A 15,534-nucleotide genomic window follows, 5' to 3' on the forward strand; every position below is an offset into this window, starting at 1 on the left:
TAGGGAAAGCACTAGCTGTAAACTCTAAAAAAATGGTGTTATAAACTCAGGAAGCCTCAGCTATTTTAGGTTTGTATAACCCCTAAATTAAATTGTTTTTCAATAGGAGCATGATTTGCAGCTTCAATTCCCATACTAATCCATTTACGCGTATCGAGCGGATCTATAATGGCATCGGTCCATAAACGTGCTGCAGCGTAATATGGAGATACTTGCTCATCATATTTAGATTTTATTTTATTAAAAAGTTCTTCCTCTTTTTCTTTTGTAATTTCTTCTCCTTTTTTCTTAAGGGAAGCTGTTTCAATTTGCAATAAAACTTTAGCAGCTTGAGAGCCTCCCATAACTGCTAGCTCTGCACTTGGCCATGCAAATATTAATCGCGGGTCATAAGCTTTTCCACACATAGCGTAATTACCAGCTCCGTAAGAGTTTCCTATAACAACAGTAAATTTAGGAACTACCGAGTTGCTAACAGCGTTAACCATTTTAGCGCCGTCTTTTATAATACCACCGTGTTCCGATTTACTTCCTACCATAAAACCAGTAACATCTTGTAGAAATACTAATGGAATTTTTTTCTGATTGCAATTGGATATAAATCTAGTAGCCTTGTCGGCAGAATCAGAGTAAATAACCCCACCAAATTGTAGTTCTCCTTTTTTAGTTTTCACAACTTTTCTTTGGTTGGCCACAATTCCAACAGCCCAACCATCAATACGGGCATAACCAGTAATAATAGTTTTTCCAAAACCTTCTTTGTATTCTTCAAAAGAATTAGCATCTACAATACGAGAAATAATTTCTTTCATATCGTATTGCTCAGTTCTATTTTTTGGAATAATTCCGTAAATATCTTGAGGATTTTCTAGCGGTTTGATAGCTTTATTTCTACTAAATCCAGCCTTGTCATAATCGCCAATCTTATCTATTATATTTCTAATTTTATCAAGCGCATCTTTATCGTCTTTCGCTTTGTAATCTGTAACTCCACTAATTTCGGAATGCGTAGTTGCACCACCTAAAGTTTCGTTATCAATATTTTCTCCAATGGCAGCCTTTACTAAATAGCTCCCTGCTAGAAAAATACTCCCAGTTTTATCTACTATAATAGCCTCGTCGCTCATAATAGGGAGGTAAGCACCTCCAGCTACACAGCTCCCCATAACGGCAGCTATTTGAGTAATTCCCATACTGCTCATTATGGCATTATTTCTAAAAATACGACCAAAATGCTCTTTATCGGGAAAAATTTCGTCTTGCATAGGTAAATAAACTCCAGCGCTATCTACTAAATAAATTATAGGAAGTCTATTTTCAATAGAAATTTCTTGCGCTCTCAAGTTCTTTTTTCCTGTAATTGGGAACCAAGCTCCTGCTTTTACGGTAGCATCATTTGCAACAACAATACATTGTTTATTATTAATATATCCAATCTTAACAACAACACCACCAGAAGGGCATCCACCGTGTTCTTGATACATTCCTTCTCCAGCAAAAGCACCTATTTCAATGCTATTTTTGTCTTTATCAAGTACGTACTCTATACGCTCTCTAGCTGTCATTTTTCCTTGACTATGTAGTTTTTCAATACGTTTTTCTCCTCCGCCCAATGCTACATGTGCTAGTTTTCGTCTTAAATCTGCTACGGAAAGTTTGTTGTGATCTTCGTTTTGATTGAATTTTAAATCCATCTATTGCGCTTGTTTCAAATGTTTTATAGGTTATTTTTAAGTTTCTTCACTTAGAAAATAAAAAAATCAATTAAAAACTCCTATTAATACTGCTAAAATACGAAATCAACCTTTATGTAAATGGCTAATAATTCCTTAAATTGTACGATATTTGTCATCTTTTAAAAAATAACCCCTAAACTTAATAAAAGCAATAAAATGGGAATGAATAAAAATACAGTTTTAGCATGGGCAACATGGATAATGATAATTGTAGGACTTGCATTAATTGCATTGGGAGCGTTTAGATATAATGAGGTTGCAGGCTACGGTTTTGGTGCCGTTGGAATTGGTTTTTTTGCCATTGCATGGGTCTTCAATGCATTAAAAGGAAGAGTTTAATAAGTTAGTAGTTAGAAAGTAAAAAAGTTAAAAGTGAAGGAGTTAAAGAGTTAAAGAGTTTTTTTAATAGTTAGAAATAGCATAATTCTTTTTCAGAAATTTACATTTAACAGTAAAAAGTTAAAATAGAAGGTGTTTAAGAAAAAAATTATTTTTTAGTAGGTAGAAATAACATAATTTTTTTCAACATTCAACACAACATATAGAATTCAACATTCAACATTCAACATTCAAAATTTAAAATAAAACAATATATGTCTGATGATAAAAAAGTGATATTCTCCATGTCGGGGGTGTCAAAAACCTATCAAAGTTCTAATAAACAAGTTTTAAAAGATATCTATTTAAGTTTCTTTTATGGGGCTAAAATTGGTATTCTTGGTTTAAATGGTTCTGGTAAATCTACTTTATTAAAAATTATTGCTGGAGAAGAAAAGAACTTCCAAGGAGATGTTGTTTTTTCTTCAGGATATTCTGTGGGGTATCTGGAGCAAGAACCAAAATTGGATGAGTCTAAAACAGTAATAGAAATTGTTAAGGAAGGGGTTGCGGAAACGGTTGCTATTTTAGATGAATACAATAAAATAAACGATATGTTTGGCTTACCAGAAGTTTATGAAGATGCAGATAAAATGCAAAAACTGATGGATAAGCAAGCAGAACTTCAAGATAAAATTGATGCGAGTAATGCTTGGGAATTAGATACCAAACTTGAGATTGCTATGGATGCTTTGCGTACTCCAGAGCCAGATACGCCAATAAGTGTATTATCTGGAGGAGAACGTAGAAGAGTGGCATTGTGTAGATTACTATTAAAACAACCAGATATTTTACTATTGGATGAGCCAACTAACCACCTAGATGCAGAGTCAGTATTATGGTTAGAGCAACATTTACAACAATATGCAGGAACGGTAATTGCTGTGACGCACGACCGTTATTTCTTGGATAATGTTGCAGGTTGGATTTTAGAGTTGGATAGAGGAGAAGGTATTCCTTGGAAAGGAAATTACTCATCTTGGTTAGACCAAAAGTCAAAACGTTTGGCACAGGAGCAAAAACAAGCTTCTAAGCGTCAAAAAACTTTAGAGCGAGAGTTAGAATGGGTTAGAATGGCTCCTAAAGGAAGACAAGCAAAACAAAAGGCACGTTTAAATAATTATGATAAATTATTGAATGAAGACCAAAGTAAACTAGATGAAAAATTAGAAATTTATATCCCAAATGGACCACGTTTAGGAACTAATGTTATTGAAGCCAAAGGGGTTTCTAAAGCATTTGGAGATAAACTTTTATATGAAGATTTAAACTTTAAACTTCCGCAAGCAGGAATAGTTGGTATTATTGGTCCGAATGGTGCTGGTAAAACAACCATTTTTAAAATGATAATGGGAGAAGAAAAACCAGACAAAGGGTCGTTTGAAGTTGGGGAAACAGCCAAGATAGCATATGTAGATCAATCGCATTCTAATATTGATTCTACTAAATCTATTTATGAGAACTTCTCTGACGGACAAGAATTAGTAATGATGGGAGGAAAGCAAGTAAACTCTCGTGCTTATTTAAGTAGATTTAACTTTGCTGGAAGTGAGCAAAATAAAAAGGTAGAAGCACTCTCTGGAGGAGAACGTAACCGTTTGCATTTGGCAATGACACTAAAAGAAGAAGGAAACGTATTATTACTAGATGAGCCTACAAACGACTTGGATGTAAATACCCTACGTGCTTTAGAAGAAGGGTTGGAGAATTTTGCAGGTTGTGCTGTGGTTATTTCTCACGACCGTTGGTTCTTAGATCGTATTTGTACTCATATTCTTGCATTTGAAGGAAACTCTGAAGTGTATTTCTTTGAAGGTAGTTTTTCTGATTATGAAGAGAATAAACGCAAACGTTTAGGAGCAGATGTAACTCCAAAACGTATTAAATACAAAAAATTGATAAGAGGTTAATTGCAGTAGCCAATTAGTACTGAGATTTTAGTACAAAAAATATAAAACCGAGAAGTTATGTATAACTTCTCGGTTTTTTTAATTCCTTATTTTTTGTTCATAATGTTTATGAACATGTTTGGTAATGGTTTTGTTACTTGCTAATCCGTATGGATTTTTCTTGTAGAAAAGTTAGACACAAAGAACTATAAGATACAGTGTTGGTAGTAGGTTTTTTATTTAATTAGCTCTTGTATTTCTGCCTTTATATTTTTTAGGAATCGATTTATAATAGCCCAAACTATTGAATTATCAATACTGTCATAAGCGTGAATCAATCTATTTCTAAATGCAATAATTTGTTTAGCATTCTCAATTTCCAAATCAGGGTCGATTTTTTTGAGTTGGTTTAAAGCTTCTCCAATAATTGCTAATTGTCTTTCAACTGCACTTTGGGTTTTTAAATCATTTTGATAACTATTGAAATCTGTAATGTCAACTATAAATTTTTCTATTAAGTCGATGGCTAATAAAATATCAAATAGATACTTTCTGCTCTTTTCCGTCATAGATTAAAATTTTTGTTGAATCGATATTCTTTTTTAGGATAGGATTTTTAATAGAAACATAGGTTAATAAATCTACTCTTCTTTGAAAAAAAACTTCAAATTTATCCCAAATGTTCATTAAGTTTTCACCTCGTTCAATTGGATCAACGCTGTCAATTTCAATTAATAAATCTATATCGCTAGAATCCTCATTAAATTGATCGGTAATAGAAGAACCAAAGGCATATAAATTCTTTACATTATGAGCTTTACATAATGAAAGGAATTCCGCCATTTTATATTTAATAGATTCTTTTAAAGTCATAATACTAATATAATGTATTTTTTTGAATCTAGATTTTTTGTCAACTTACGGCAACATGTTTGGATATGGTTTCGTTATGAGAAAATCTATGTGTTTTTCAAGGGAGTAGGTCGTGTGCCTTTTTCTATTTTATAAGTTGGATTATTATACCTAATATTCCAATTATCAAGCACAAAGGAGAAAAGAGTTTTGTATCCAGTTTTCCAAAGTCAGTTTTTCTCACACTTTTAAAAAAACCTACATATTTAAATTCGCCAACTGCTCTTAAAAGGAATATTATTGGGATTATCCAACTCCCATATTTTATAATCCATTCAGGTAAATTGTATTCAATAAGTCCAGACTCAATCATATAAAAAATACCGAAAGCTATTAATCCAATTCCTATTATTGCACTATCAATCTTTTTAGGATTCAGCACTCTTTCTCCATTTTCTTTGGTAGGTAAGGATTCTACATATCCAAATTTTCCTCCAATAACCCAATTTAAATGAATCATTCCAAGGACAATTAGGATTAAGCTTAATAAAATTGATAGAATCATAATTTTAGTATGGTTAAATGTCTTTTTTCTAAAATTTTACAGTTAGAATTTAATATTGAAATTATAATTATTATGCAATATTTTATGGTATTTTGAAGTTTAATTTTTTATATTTTCAGAATAGTTTAGTTTATTGGTAGTTTAGAGAATAGATGGATATAGGCTTATTTCCAATTGGTTAGTTTTTGGATTGTTAGGAGTATAGTTTTTAGTCCATTATCCATTGGAAGCCAAGTGAACTTTCTCCATTAAAATTTCAGCTATTTCGTCTTCACTTTCTCCTTTATACTGTTTGTTGGGTAAGTGAACTTTATAATAATTATAATGTTTTATCATTCAAATACAATTTTCTACTTAATGCTTAACAACTAACTAAACAGTTCTCGGATTTCTTTTTTGATATAACCTAAAGCGGCATTAGATGGCGGTTGTTTGTCGAGAAAATTATTTAAGACCTCTTCTCTTAATTTGTTAGCGCTATCAGCATTCATTCCTGCTTTTCGAATAATTTGTATGGTTGCATTTTTTGAAGCTTTGATAACATTCCAACATTCGTCGGAAATATAAATTTGCTGTGCTAAATTATGATCAAATTCATTTTCAATCGTAGCAATAAGTTGCGCTTCATATAATTCTTTATCAGCATTTTCAGGAGCCACTCTTATGAGTAATTTAGAAGGGTTAATTCGCTCTAAAAACAGTGCCATCCGCTCGTATGCTTGTAAGCGAATGGGAAGGGTGTTTTTATCCATTTCCTTATGGAGTAAAAAACGTCTTCTTCCTTCTTCATTTTTAGTATGGAGGCTAAAAAAATAATAGGCAATTGCTCCAGTAAGTAATGCAGGGAGTATGAAAAATAAAAGTTCGATAATTTTAGATTCGTTCATGGGGATTTTAATTAATAGCGTATTTGTTTATTTTTAAATTTATCCATAGCTGTTTTAGTGGTATAATGTCCACCTAAGTGAGGGCAATTTAATAAACTTTCTGTTCCGTTAAAAGGAACTTCTACTTTATTGTAGCCATATACATTTGCTAGGGGTTGGGTTAAACTTTTATCGCCTAAATTAATATCTACATCTTCCATGGTGAGTTGAGAAGGGTGTTCGTAACCACAAGCATGTGTTATTTCTATCAATTCTTTTTTGAAATTTTTAAAGTAATAACTTACTCTTTCGGCTTTATCTTCAATGTTAATACCTGCTTGTAACCATTTGTTTTGTGTAGCCACACCACTCGGACAGGTATTGTTATGGCAAACTTTGGCTTGAATACATCCAATACTAAGCATAGCCTCTCTGGCAACATTTACCAAATCTGCTCCCATAGCAAATGCCATAGCTGCTTTTGATGGAAATCCTAGTTTACCACTTCCTATAAAAACTATTCTCTCGGTAATTTCTTCATCTTTAAAAACTCGATATAAATCGCTAAAAGAATATACCCACGGTAAAGATACATGGTCGGCAAAACTTGGTGGAGCAGCACCTGTTCCACCTTCACCACCATCAACCGTAATAAAATCGGGGCCTTTTTTGGTGCGTTTCATAATGCTGGCAAGCTCTCGCCATTGGTCTAATTTTCCAATTGCAGCTTTTATACCAACAGGCAGGCCTGTTTCTTCAGCAATCTTTTCTATAAAATCAACCATTTCTTCCACATTTGAAAAGGCAGAATGATTTGGAGGCGATAAAACATCTTTTCCTAAAGGAACATGGCGTATTTCTGCAATCTCTTTTGTTATTTTAGAGGCAGGAAGTACTCCGCCCTTACCAGGTTTTGCTCCTTGAGAAAGCTTTAATTCGATAGCTCTAATCTGAGGATATTCGTTTACCAAGGCTTTTAATTTTTCCATAGAAAAATTTCCTTGATCGTCTCGAACCCCAAAATATCCTGTTCCAATATGGAAAATTACATCAGCTCCCTTTTTGTGGTAAGGGGAGAGTCCGCCTTCTCCTGTGTTATGGTACGCATGGGCTAAATAGCATCCTTTGTTTAAAGATTCTATGGCGCGTGCAGAAAGCGAACCAAAACTCATAGCAGAAACATTAATAATAGATGCTGGTCTGTATGGACGTTTTCTTTTATTGTATTCTCCAATAAGTTTAGCGCAGGGCAAAAAGTAAGGATCGCTTGCATTGGGATGATCCATCTTTATTTTATAAGGCATCATTGCATTATTAATAAAAACGTAATGCGACTCATGGATATTTCTATCGGTACCAAAGCCTTCATAATTATTTTCATTTTTTGCAGAAGCATATATCCATCCCCGTTCAATACGGTTAAAAGGGAGTTCTTCTCTATTATTAGCTACAATATATTGGCGTAATTCTGGACCAATACTTTCTAGTAAATACCTAATATGTCCTACTACGGGGAAGTTATGTGTTATAATGTGTTTTTTATTAAAGAATATATCTCTAATGGCAATAAGACCTAATACGATGAGCACCCATACCCACCAACTAATGTTTGTTAAAAAATCTAATACTATTTGCATATCTATCTTACTCACTATGTGAGGTTTTAATGTTTCAAAGCCTGTTCTGATTTTACTGAAACGCTTTTCGAAATACTTTTTAGAGTTTCCTCCAAATGCCTAGCTGGCTTGCTTAGAGGAAGTAAACTTTAATCCCTCATTGAGGGTTTAATTTGTTTCCTTTGAATACCTCGTAGGCTTGCCTCGAGGTAGTTGATTTGAAGAACTATATAATAACTGATTTGTATTTACATTGAAGTTAATCTAAGTTCTATTCAAATTTTATACAAAATTAATCAATTTTCATTCGCTCTTTAATAGCTTTCATAATAAATAAATTAGCTTCCCATTGATCTGAAACGGGTTGTTGTGTATAGGGTAAGGTTGGCAAATATCCTGCAGGGCCAAACTCGGTAGTAATTTTCATGGTTTCACCACGAGACCATGTTTTTCGGATAATTTCTTCCCAAATATCCATATGTCTGTCTACCGCTTTTTTCCATTCTGGAGCTCTGGGATCGTTTACTTGTGGGCCTTCATAATGTCCTACACGTGCATGAATTAATCGGGTTCTATCTAGAATTTCAGTTAAAAAATCATCTTTTCCTTCTAATAAAGACTCGTGTACCACCATCCAGTGACTAATATCGAGTGTTAGCATAAATTGGTCATCTAAAGATAAATAATGATTAGTTACTGGAACGCTGTAATTCATCCGAGATCGATGTGTTTCATGATAAATGGGAATATGATGCTTCTCACTTAATTGCTTCGCAAGATTGATAAACTTCATATTGTCTTCTACTGAAAAGAAATCATGACCCGTGTGGGAATTTATCATTTCTGCATTAAAACTAACAGCCAATTCGATTAACTCTTCATATAACAATAAAGCTTCATCAATTGGTACATTAGTGTTTACATAGGCCTGCACAATAAGTTTTAAATTAGTGTCCTTTAATGCCTTTTTTAGTTCTTCTTGCTCCACTTTATTGCTTTCTGGTAATCTTGTTTCAATTCCAGCATAGCCATCTTTTTTTGCTTGTTTACAGAATTCTGAGAAATTAGTATCCTTCCCCCATGAGGTTTGATAGAATTCTATGTTATTTTGAGATGTAGCAAAAAGAGGAATTAAGAAAAATAATGCAATTAATAGCATTATTGGTAACTCTCTTTTAGTAGAAGGGGATTTTATCAATCGATTCATTTTTTAAGGATAAAGTTTGTTGGTTACTCTGCTAAATAATCGTTTACTATTTGTGTAAAAGTTTTCACTCCAAGTATAAGTCCACTTTCATCTATATAAAAATCTGGAGTATGATGTGGTGCAGCTTCTGTTGCATTTTTAGGTTTTCCTCCTAAGAAAAAATAAAATCCTGGAACTTTTTCTTGAAAGAAAGAGAAGTCTTCTCCGCCAGTAGTGGCTTTTACTAATTCTACATGGTCTTTTCCTGCTACTTTCTGAAGAGAGGGAAGCATTTGTGTTACAAGTGCTTCATCATTATACGTAATTGCTGTAAAATTTTCAATTTCAATCGAAGCTTCTCCACCATAGGCTTTGGCAATTGCAGGAACCATTTCTTTCATTCTTTTTAGAATAAGAGTACGCATTTCTGGGGCTAACGTTCTAACTGTACCAATCATTTGTGCTGTTTCTGGAATGATATTAAAACGAACTCCACTAGTAATTTTCCCAACAGTAATTACAGCGGCTTCATCTACTAAAGGAGCTTCTCTACTAATAATAGTTTGTAAACCATCCACAATTTTTGCTGAAATAAGAATAGGATCTACACCGCTCCAAGGAGCAGAACCATGGGTTTGTTTTCCTTTAACATCAATAACAAAACGTTCCACAGCGGCCATTGTTCCTCCTGGTTTATACCGAATAGTGCCTACAGGAGTTTCAGAATTTATATGAAGTCCAAAAATAGCATCTACTTTTGGGTTTTCTAATACACCTTCCTTAATCATAAGTTTGGCGCCACCTTCTTCTCCTGGTGGCGGACCTTCTTCTGCTGGTTGGAAGATAAATTTAACAGTCCCAGCAAAGTCATTGTTTTTACTGAGCACTTCAGCAACGCCCATCATAATAGCAATATGGGTATCATGACCGCAAGCGTGCATAACCCCAGTTTCTTCGCCTAAAAAGGTAGCTGTAACAGTAGATTTAAATGGTAAATCGTTACGTTCTGTTACAGGGAGTGCATCTATATCTGCACGTAAAGCAATTACTTTTCCAGGACTAGTGCCCTCCAAAATACCAACAACTCCTGTTTTAGCAACTCCTGTAGTTACTTTTAAACCAAGGCTTTTAAGATGATCGGCTATTTTAGCAGAAGTATTAAATTCACGATTTGATAATTCTGGATTTTCATGAAAATAGTGTCTCCATTCAATAACTTTTTGTTCTACAGAAGCTATGTCTGCATCGAGATTGTTTTGTGAAAATGCGTGAAAACTAACACACAAAAACAGAAATTGTAGCGTATATGTTTTAATCATTAATTTAAGGTTTATGTTATTGAGATGATACTAAATTGTATTGAATAGTAAATATACCTAATTTAATAGTTATGTTTATAAATTTTTATATTTATCCTGAAAAAATAGCTACATATTAGGTAACTTGACCGACTAAATAAATTGCGTTATTTTATATGTTTTAATTATATTTTAGTGCGATAAAATCTACTTATATTGTAGCTTACAATACCTTAAAAATTAAGAATTACATTGGAAAAGTATTTAGCAGAGTTGAATGAAGCGCAACGTGCGCCTGTATTGCATAAAGATGGTGCCCTAATGGTTATTGCTGGAGCGGGTTCTGGAAAGACAAGAGTGTTAACTTATAGAATTGCGTATTTGATGAATCAAGGGGTAGATGCGTTTAATATTCTTTCTTTAACTTTTACGAATAAGGCAGCCCGAGAAATGAAAAAACGGATTGCCAGCATTGTAGGTAACAGTGAAGCTAAAAATTTATGGATGGGAACATTCCATTCGGTTTTTGCTAAAATATTACGTTATGAAGCCGATAAACTAGGGTATCCTAGCAATTTTACTATTTATGATACTCAAGATTCTCAAAGACTTATTAATTCTATTATTAAAGAAATGGGATTGGATAAGGACGTTTATAAATACAAGCAAGTTCAAAATAGAATTTCTTCTTATAAAAATAGCTTAATAACAGTTAAGGCATACTTTAATAATGCTGAGTTGATGGAAGCCGATGCTATGGCAAAAAAACCACGCTTGGGAGAAATATACCAAGCTTATTGTGAGCGTTGTTTTAAAGCGGGAGCAATGGATTTTGATGATTTATTACTGAAAACTAACGAGCTATTAACTCGTTTTCCAGAAGTTTTAGCTAAATATCAAGATCGTTTTAGATATATTTTGGTGGATGAGTACCAAGATACAAACCACTCTCAATATTTAATTGTAAAAGCATTGTCCGACAGGTTTCAGAATATATGCGTAGTTGGAGACGATGCGCAGAGTATTTATGCTTTCCGAGGGGCTAATATTAATAACATTATGAACTTTCAAAAAGATTATGATAATGTTCAAATGTATCGTTTAGAGCAAAATTACCGCTCTACTCGAAATATTGTAAATGCGGCAAATTCAGTTATTGAAAAAAATAAAACGCGACTAGACAAGGTTGTTTGGACTGATAATGACGATGGAAATGCTATAAAAGTACATCGCTCTGTAACCGATGCTGAAGAAGGGCGATTTGTGGCTTCAACTATTTTTGATAACAAAATGCAACTTCAATTAAAAGACGGAGATTTTGCAGTTTTGTATCGAACCAATTCCCAATCTAGAGCCATTGAAGATGCATTGCGTAGAAAGGATATTCCCTATAGAATTTATGGCGGACTCTCATTTTATCAACGGAAAGAGATAAAAGATGTGTTGGCGTATTTGCGACTCATTTTGAACCCGAAAGATGAAGAGGCACTGGTAAGAGTTATTAATTATCCAGCTCGGGGAATAGGACAAACAACAATTCAGAAACTTACGGTAGCAGCAAATCATTATAAGCGTTCTATTTTTGAAGTGATGGAGCATCTCGATAAAATAGATTTAAAAATTAATTCGGGAACGAGAAGAAAGCTTGAGGATTTTATTACTATGATTAAGAGTTTTCAGGTAACAAATCAATCAGCAGATGCTTTTGTGTTAGCAGAGCACGTTACTAAAAAATCTGGGCTTTTACAAGAGTTTAAAAAAGACGGAACTCCAGAAGGGATTGCTCGTATGGAAAATATTGAAGAGCTTCTTAACGGAATTCAAGATTTTGTAGAGGGACAAAAGGAAGTAGCCGATGCTAAAGGGGATTTAGCGGAGTTTATGGAAGATGTTGCTTTGGTAACCGATTTAGATAAAGATACTGGAGATGATGACCGAGTTGCGTTAATGACCATTCACTTGGCAAAAGGATTGGAATTTCCTTATGTATTTATTGTAGGAATGGAGGAAGAGTTATTTCCGTCGGCAATGAGTATGAGCACGCGGAGTGAACTAGAGGAGGAGCGTAGACTTTTTTATGTTGCTCTAACACGAGCAGAAAAACAAGCGTATCTTACGTATACACAAAGTAGGTATAGATGGGGGAAATTAATAGACGCAGAACCGAGTCGTTTTATTGAAGAAATAGAAGATAAATATATAGAGTATTTAACCCCTCCATTAGATGCAAGCTATCGATACAAACCAATGATAGATGCTGATATTTTTGGAGAAGTGGATAAGAGTAAATTCCGACTAAAAAAACCTACAGCAGGAACTCCGCCAACTTCACATAAACCTTCTGAAGAGAAATTGCGAAAACTAAGAAAATTAAAACCCGATTTAGGAGAGCCTGTAGCGCAAGATGGAGGAGACCATAACAGCTTGTCGGTTGGAGATAAGGTATCTCATACCCGATTTGGAAATGGAGTTATTATTAGTATTGAAGGGGTTGGAAATGACAAAAAAGCAGAAATTAGATTTGATACTGGAGGGCTGAAAAAACTATTACTCCGTTTTGCAAAATTGGAAGTAATTGGATAGGGAGATGAGTTTGGAAAGTAGGTAAAGTTGAAGGGGAGTGTTCAGTATTCAGAGAGTAGGGTTTGGGAAAGTTTGTCTTTTAAATCAAAACACCGCTATTAATCAGGATTTGAAAGGCTTAATCCCTCATTGAGGGTTTAATTCCCCAGAGCCTGTACTGAGTTTACCGAAGTGCTCTGCATCGAAATGGGTTTGATTTGTTTCCTTTGAATACCTCGTAGGCTTGCCTCGAGGTAGTTGATATCCAATTAGCAAAGACCTAAATAGAGAGTTTTTATTCTTTTGGTATAAATCTATCGCAAGAAAAGTTGAAAATGATGGAATTGGAATGACAGTAAAAGGATTTAATTTGAATTATGTAAAAGCATTAGAAATACATATTCCCGATTTGGAAACACAAAAAGATGTTGTAAGACTTTGTAGTGGGTTAGTTGAGAGTATAAGTGTAATAGAATCCTACTACCAACAAAAACTCATCAACTTAGAAGACCTCAAAAAATCCATTTTACAAAAAGTGTTTTCGGGTGAGTTGACAATGGATAATGATGAATTAACAATGAATAAGGCATATGCAAAAAATGCATAAATGAATATTGACAACCAAATAGAAATCTATCAAGCCCAAGATGGCTCAACTCAAATTTCGGTACAATTTGAGCAAGATACTGTTTGGCTTACTCAAGCACAAATGGCTGTTCTTTTTGAAACAACACCGCAAAACATAACCATGCATTTAAAAGGTGTTTTCAAAGAGCAAGAGTTAAACGAGACAGCAACTTGTAAGGATTTCTTACAAGTTCGAAAAGAAGGTAAAAGAACCGTAAAGCGTAAGCAACTGCACTATAATTTAGACGCTATAATATCTGTAGGTTATCGTGTAAAATCAGCAAGAGCAACACAGTTTCGTATTTGGGCAAACCAAGTATTAAAAGATTATTTAGTAAAAGGTTATGCCATTAATGAAAAAAGACTAGCTCAAAAAGAACAAGAAATAAGAATGCTTAAAGATGGTATTCATATTTTAACCAGAGTTGCAACTATTGCTATTGAAGAAAAAGATTCAGACAATGTTATTTTGGAAACTTTTGCAAAAGGTTTGAGCCTACTAGATGATTATGACCATGAGCAATTAGATACCAAAGGACTAACCAAAAAAGAAGCCAACTACCCAAGTTTAAAAGACTATCAAGCAATTATAAGTCAAATGCTTACGGAGTTTGATAGTGATGTTTTTGGTAAAGAAAAAGATAAAAGTTTTGAAAGTTCGGTTGCACAAATAGAAAAGGGTTTTGGAGAAGAAGATTTTTACCCAACACTTGAAGAAAAAGCAGCTACTTTATTATATTTGGTAGTTAAAAACCATGCCTTTGTAGACGGTAATAAACGTATAGCAGCCGCTTGTTTTTTGAAATTTTTAGAGCAAAACAAGATGCTTTTTAACAGTAAAAAACAGCCTATAATTAGCAATGATACCTTAGCAAGTATAACTTTGTTTATCGCTTCAAGTAAACCAGAGGAAATGGAAACTGTAAAACGTCTTGTAATTAGTGTATTAAACCGAAACAGATGAATGAAGCACAAACCAAACACGATTTAATAGAACCTGCTTTACGCAAGGCAGGTTGGGATATTGTAGAGGGCAGTCGTTTGCGTTTGGAGTTTCCTATTACTAAAGGTCGTCTTATTGGTCAAAATAGGCGTGCCACAACTTTGTTTGCCGATTATGTTTTGGAATACAAAAACAGACGTATTGGAATTGTAGTAGCCAAAAAAAGAGATGAGTATTATACACAAGGTTTAGGACAAGCCAAAGATTATGCAGAACGGAAGAAAGCCAGCAGGTAACAAAGATGTGTATAAGTAATAGCGGGTTAAGTGTTAGTTTGATAATTAGTATATCAAGAGATAATAAAATGTCACTTAAAATAGAAAGAATATGGCAGAACTAATTCGTATTTATGAAGAAAACCCTAACCCTAAAGAGATTCAAAGGGTAGTGGAGGTGTTACGTAACGGCGGATTGGTAATATATCCTACCGATACCGTTTATGGTTTAGGCTGTGATATTACCAATTCTAAAGCCTTGCAAAAGATAGCGCGTATTAAAGGGGTGAAACTTGAGAAAGCTAACTTTTCTTTTATTTGTGCAGACTTGAGCAATTTATCCGATTATATCCGCCAGATAGACACAGCTACATTTAAAATATTAAAGCGTACGCTACCTGGTCCTTATACATTTATATTGCCAGGAAATAATTCGCTTCCTAAAGATTTTAAGAAAAAGAAAACTGTTGGAATACGTATTCCAGCTAATAATATAGCGAGAACTTTGGTAGAACAATTAGGAAATCCAATAGTGTCAACTTCTATTCGAGACGAAGATGAACTTATAGAATACACCACAGATCCAGAATTGATTCTTGAAAAATGGGATAATTTAGTTGATGTTGTAATTGATGGGGGTTATGGAGATAATGTAGCCTCTACAGTTATAGATTTATCGGGGAGTGAACCTGTAATAGTTCGTGAGGGAAAAGGAGATATTGATGATGTTTTATAACTTAA

General features: G+C 33.9%; 14 protein-coding genes and 1 pseudogene. 7 read left to right on the plus strand and 8 right to left on the minus strand.

Annotated elements, in window-relative coordinates:
* Window positions 1–65: 65 nt before the first annotated feature.
* Window positions 66–1,694 (minus strand): acyl-CoA carboxylase subunit beta, encoded by a 1,629-nt coding sequence (locus tag AC13CQ_RS14280; protein ID WP_335588997.1) that lies wholly within the window; start codon window positions 1,692–1,694, stop codon window positions 66–68.
* Window positions 1,695–1,898: 204 nt separating this feature from the next.
* Here AC13CQ_RS14280 and AC13CQ_RS14285 point away from each other — a divergent pair, with 204 nt between their 5' ends.
* A complete protein-coding gene (locus AC13CQ_RS14285; protein ID WP_085942226.1) occupies window positions 1,899–2,075 on the plus strand; it encodes a CAL67264 family membrane protein in 177 nt (58 codons plus the stop codon).
* A gap of 254 nt (window positions 2,076–2,329) precedes the next feature.
* The gene (gene ettA / locus AC13CQ_RS14290) at window positions 2,330–4,024 is read left to right on the plus strand and encodes an energy-dependent translational throttle protein EttA (RefSeq protein ID WP_474506627.1); all 1,695 of its coding nucleotides are present in this window, start codon (window positions 2,330–2,332) and stop codon (window positions 4,022–4,024) included.
* 215 nt (window positions 4,025–4,239) lie between these two features.
* Here the strand turns inward: ettA and AC13CQ_RS14295 are convergent, their stop codons facing one another.
* The 7 genes from AC13CQ_RS14295 to AC13CQ_RS14325 all read right to left on the minus strand — a co-directional run bounded on the left by AC13CQ_RS14295 (window position 4,240) and on the right by AC13CQ_RS14325 (window position 10,407).
* Window positions 4,240–4,572, minus strand: coding sequence for a HepT-like ribonuclease domain-containing protein (locus AC13CQ_RS14295; RefSeq protein WP_008614511.1), 333 nt, complete (start codon window positions 4,570–4,572; stop codon window positions 4,240–4,242).
* Window positions 4,541–4,846 carry a nucleotidyltransferase family protein gene (locus AC13CQ_RS14300; protein ID WP_008614512.1) on the minus strand — a complete coding sequence of 102 codons (306 nt, stop codon included), beginning with the start codon at window positions 4,844–4,846 and terminating at the stop codon, window positions 4,541–4,543. The genes AC13CQ_RS14295 and AC13CQ_RS14300 overlap by 32 nt, the downstream gene beginning before the upstream one ends.
* Window positions 4,847–5,000: 154 nt before the next feature.
* Window positions 5,001–5,420 carry a DUF3995 domain-containing protein gene (locus AC13CQ_RS14305; protein WP_335588998.1) on the minus strand — a complete coding sequence of 140 codons (420 nt, stop codon included), beginning with the start codon at window positions 5,418–5,420 and terminating at the stop codon, window positions 5,001–5,003.
* A gap of 368 nt (window positions 5,421–5,788) precedes the next feature.
* A complete protein-coding gene (locus tag AC13CQ_RS14310) occupies window positions 5,789–6,307 on the minus strand; it encodes a DUF7935 family protein (RefSeq protein WP_008614520.1) in 519 nt (172 codons plus the stop codon).
* A gap of 11 nt (window positions 6,308–6,318) precedes the next feature.
* On the minus strand, window positions 6,319–7,923 hold the full coding sequence (locus tag AC13CQ_RS14315; protein WP_335589001.1) for an FMN-binding glutamate synthase family protein: 1,605 nt from the start codon (window positions 7,921–7,923) through the stop codon (window positions 6,319–6,321).
* Window positions 7,924–8,194: 271 nt separating this feature from the next.
* Window positions 8,195–9,109 (minus strand): sugar phosphate isomerase/epimerase family protein, encoded by a 915-nt coding sequence (locus tag AC13CQ_RS14320; protein ID WP_474506625.1) that lies wholly within the window; start codon window positions 9,107–9,109, stop codon window positions 8,195–8,197.
* A 23-nt stretch (window positions 9,110–9,132) separates the two neighbouring features.
* Complete coding sequence (locus tag AC13CQ_RS14325; RefSeq protein WP_474506624.1) at window positions 9,133–10,407, minus strand: amidohydrolase; 1,275 nt, start codon at window positions 10,405–10,407, stop codon at window positions 9,133–9,135.
* Window positions 10,408–10,638: 231 nt separating this feature from the next.
* Here AC13CQ_RS14325 and AC13CQ_RS14330 point away from each other — a divergent pair, with 231 nt between their 5' ends.
* The 5 genes and pseudogenes from AC13CQ_RS14330 (at window position 10,639) to AC13CQ_RS14350 (ending at window position 15,529) form a co-directional block, all read left to right on the plus strand.
* Window positions 10,639–12,969 (plus strand): ATP-dependent helicase, encoded by a 2,331-nt coding sequence (locus AC13CQ_RS14330; protein WP_008614524.1) that lies wholly within the window; start codon window positions 10,639–10,641, stop codon window positions 12,967–12,969.
* 247 nt (window positions 12,970–13,216) lie between these two features.
* On the plus strand, window positions 13,217–13,555 hold the full coding sequence (locus tag AC13CQ_RS14335; RefSeq protein WP_474506636.1) for a restriction endonuclease subunit S: 339 nt from the start codon (window positions 13,217–13,219) through the stop codon (window positions 13,553–13,555).
* Window positions 13,556–14,539 (plus strand): virulence RhuM family protein/type II toxin-antitoxin system death-on-curing family toxin, encoded by a 984-nt coding sequence (locus tag AC13CQ_RS14340; protein ID WP_335588545.1) that lies wholly within the window; start codon window positions 13,556–13,558, stop codon window positions 14,537–14,539.
* Window positions 14,536–14,796: pseudogene (locus tag AC13CQ_RS14345) on the plus strand (restriction endonuclease); the annotation flags it as partial. The gene AC13CQ_RS14340 and the pseudogene AC13CQ_RS14345, both read left to right, overlap by 4 nt.
* 109 nt (window positions 14,797–14,905) lie before the next feature.
* Window positions 14,906–15,529: an L-threonylcarbamoyladenylate synthase gene (locus AC13CQ_RS14350; RefSeq protein ID WP_008614532.1), complete on the plus strand. Its 624-nt coding sequence runs from the start codon at window positions 14,906–14,908 to the stop codon at window positions 15,527–15,529.
* The last annotated feature ends 5 nt before the right edge of the window (window positions 15,530–15,534 follow it).

Source organism: Galbibacter sp. L-19 (assembly GCF_056857615.1).

Excerpts from the sequence above, each read along its gene's own strand:
- AC13CQ_RS14350 (WP_008614532.1), top strand. The coding sequence starts at position 14,906 with ATGGCAGAACTAATTCGTATTTATGAAGAAAACCCTAACCCTAAAGAG.
- AC13CQ_RS14305 (WP_335588998.1), bottom strand. The coding sequence starts at position 5,420 with ATGATTCTATCAATTTTATTAAGCTTAATCCTAATTGTCCTTGGAATG.
- AC13CQ_RS14300 (WP_008614512.1), bottom strand. The coding sequence starts at position 4,846 with ATGGCGGAATTCCTTTCATTATGTAAAGCTCATAATGTAAAGAATTTA.
- AC13CQ_RS14310 (WP_008614520.1), bottom strand. The coding sequence starts at position 6,307 with ATGAACGAATCTAAAATTATCGAACTTTTATTTTTCATACTCCCTGCA.
- AC13CQ_RS14295 (WP_008614511.1), bottom strand. The coding sequence starts at position 4,572 with ATGACGGAAAAGAGCAGAAAGTATCTATTTGATATTTTATTAGCCATC.
- AC13CQ_RS14340 (WP_335588545.1), top strand. The coding sequence starts at position 13,556 with ATGAATATTGACAACCAAATAGAAATCTATCAAGCCCAAGATGGCTCA.
- AC13CQ_RS14280 (WP_335588997.1), bottom strand. The coding sequence starts at position 1,694 with ATGGATTTAAAATTCAATCAAAACGAAGATCACAACAAACTTTCCGTA.
- AC13CQ_RS14325 (WP_474506624.1), bottom strand. The coding sequence starts at position 10,407 with ATGATTAAAACATATACGCTACAATTTCTGTTTTTGTGTGTTAGTTTT.
- AC13CQ_RS14285 (WP_085942226.1), top strand. The coding sequence starts at position 1,899 with ATGAATAAAAATACAGTTTTAGCATGGGCAACATGGATAATGATAATT.
- AC13CQ_RS14315 (WP_335589001.1), bottom strand. The coding sequence starts at position 7,923 with ATGCAAATAGTATTAGATTTTTTAACAAACATTAGTTGGTGGGTATGG.
- AC13CQ_RS14320 (WP_474506625.1), bottom strand. The coding sequence starts at position 9,109 with ATGAATCGATTGATAAAATCCCCTTCTACTAAAAGAGAGTTACCAATA.
- ettA (WP_474506627.1), top strand. The coding sequence starts at position 2,330 with ATGTCTGATGATAAAAAAGTGATATTCTCCATGTCGGGGGTGTCAAAA.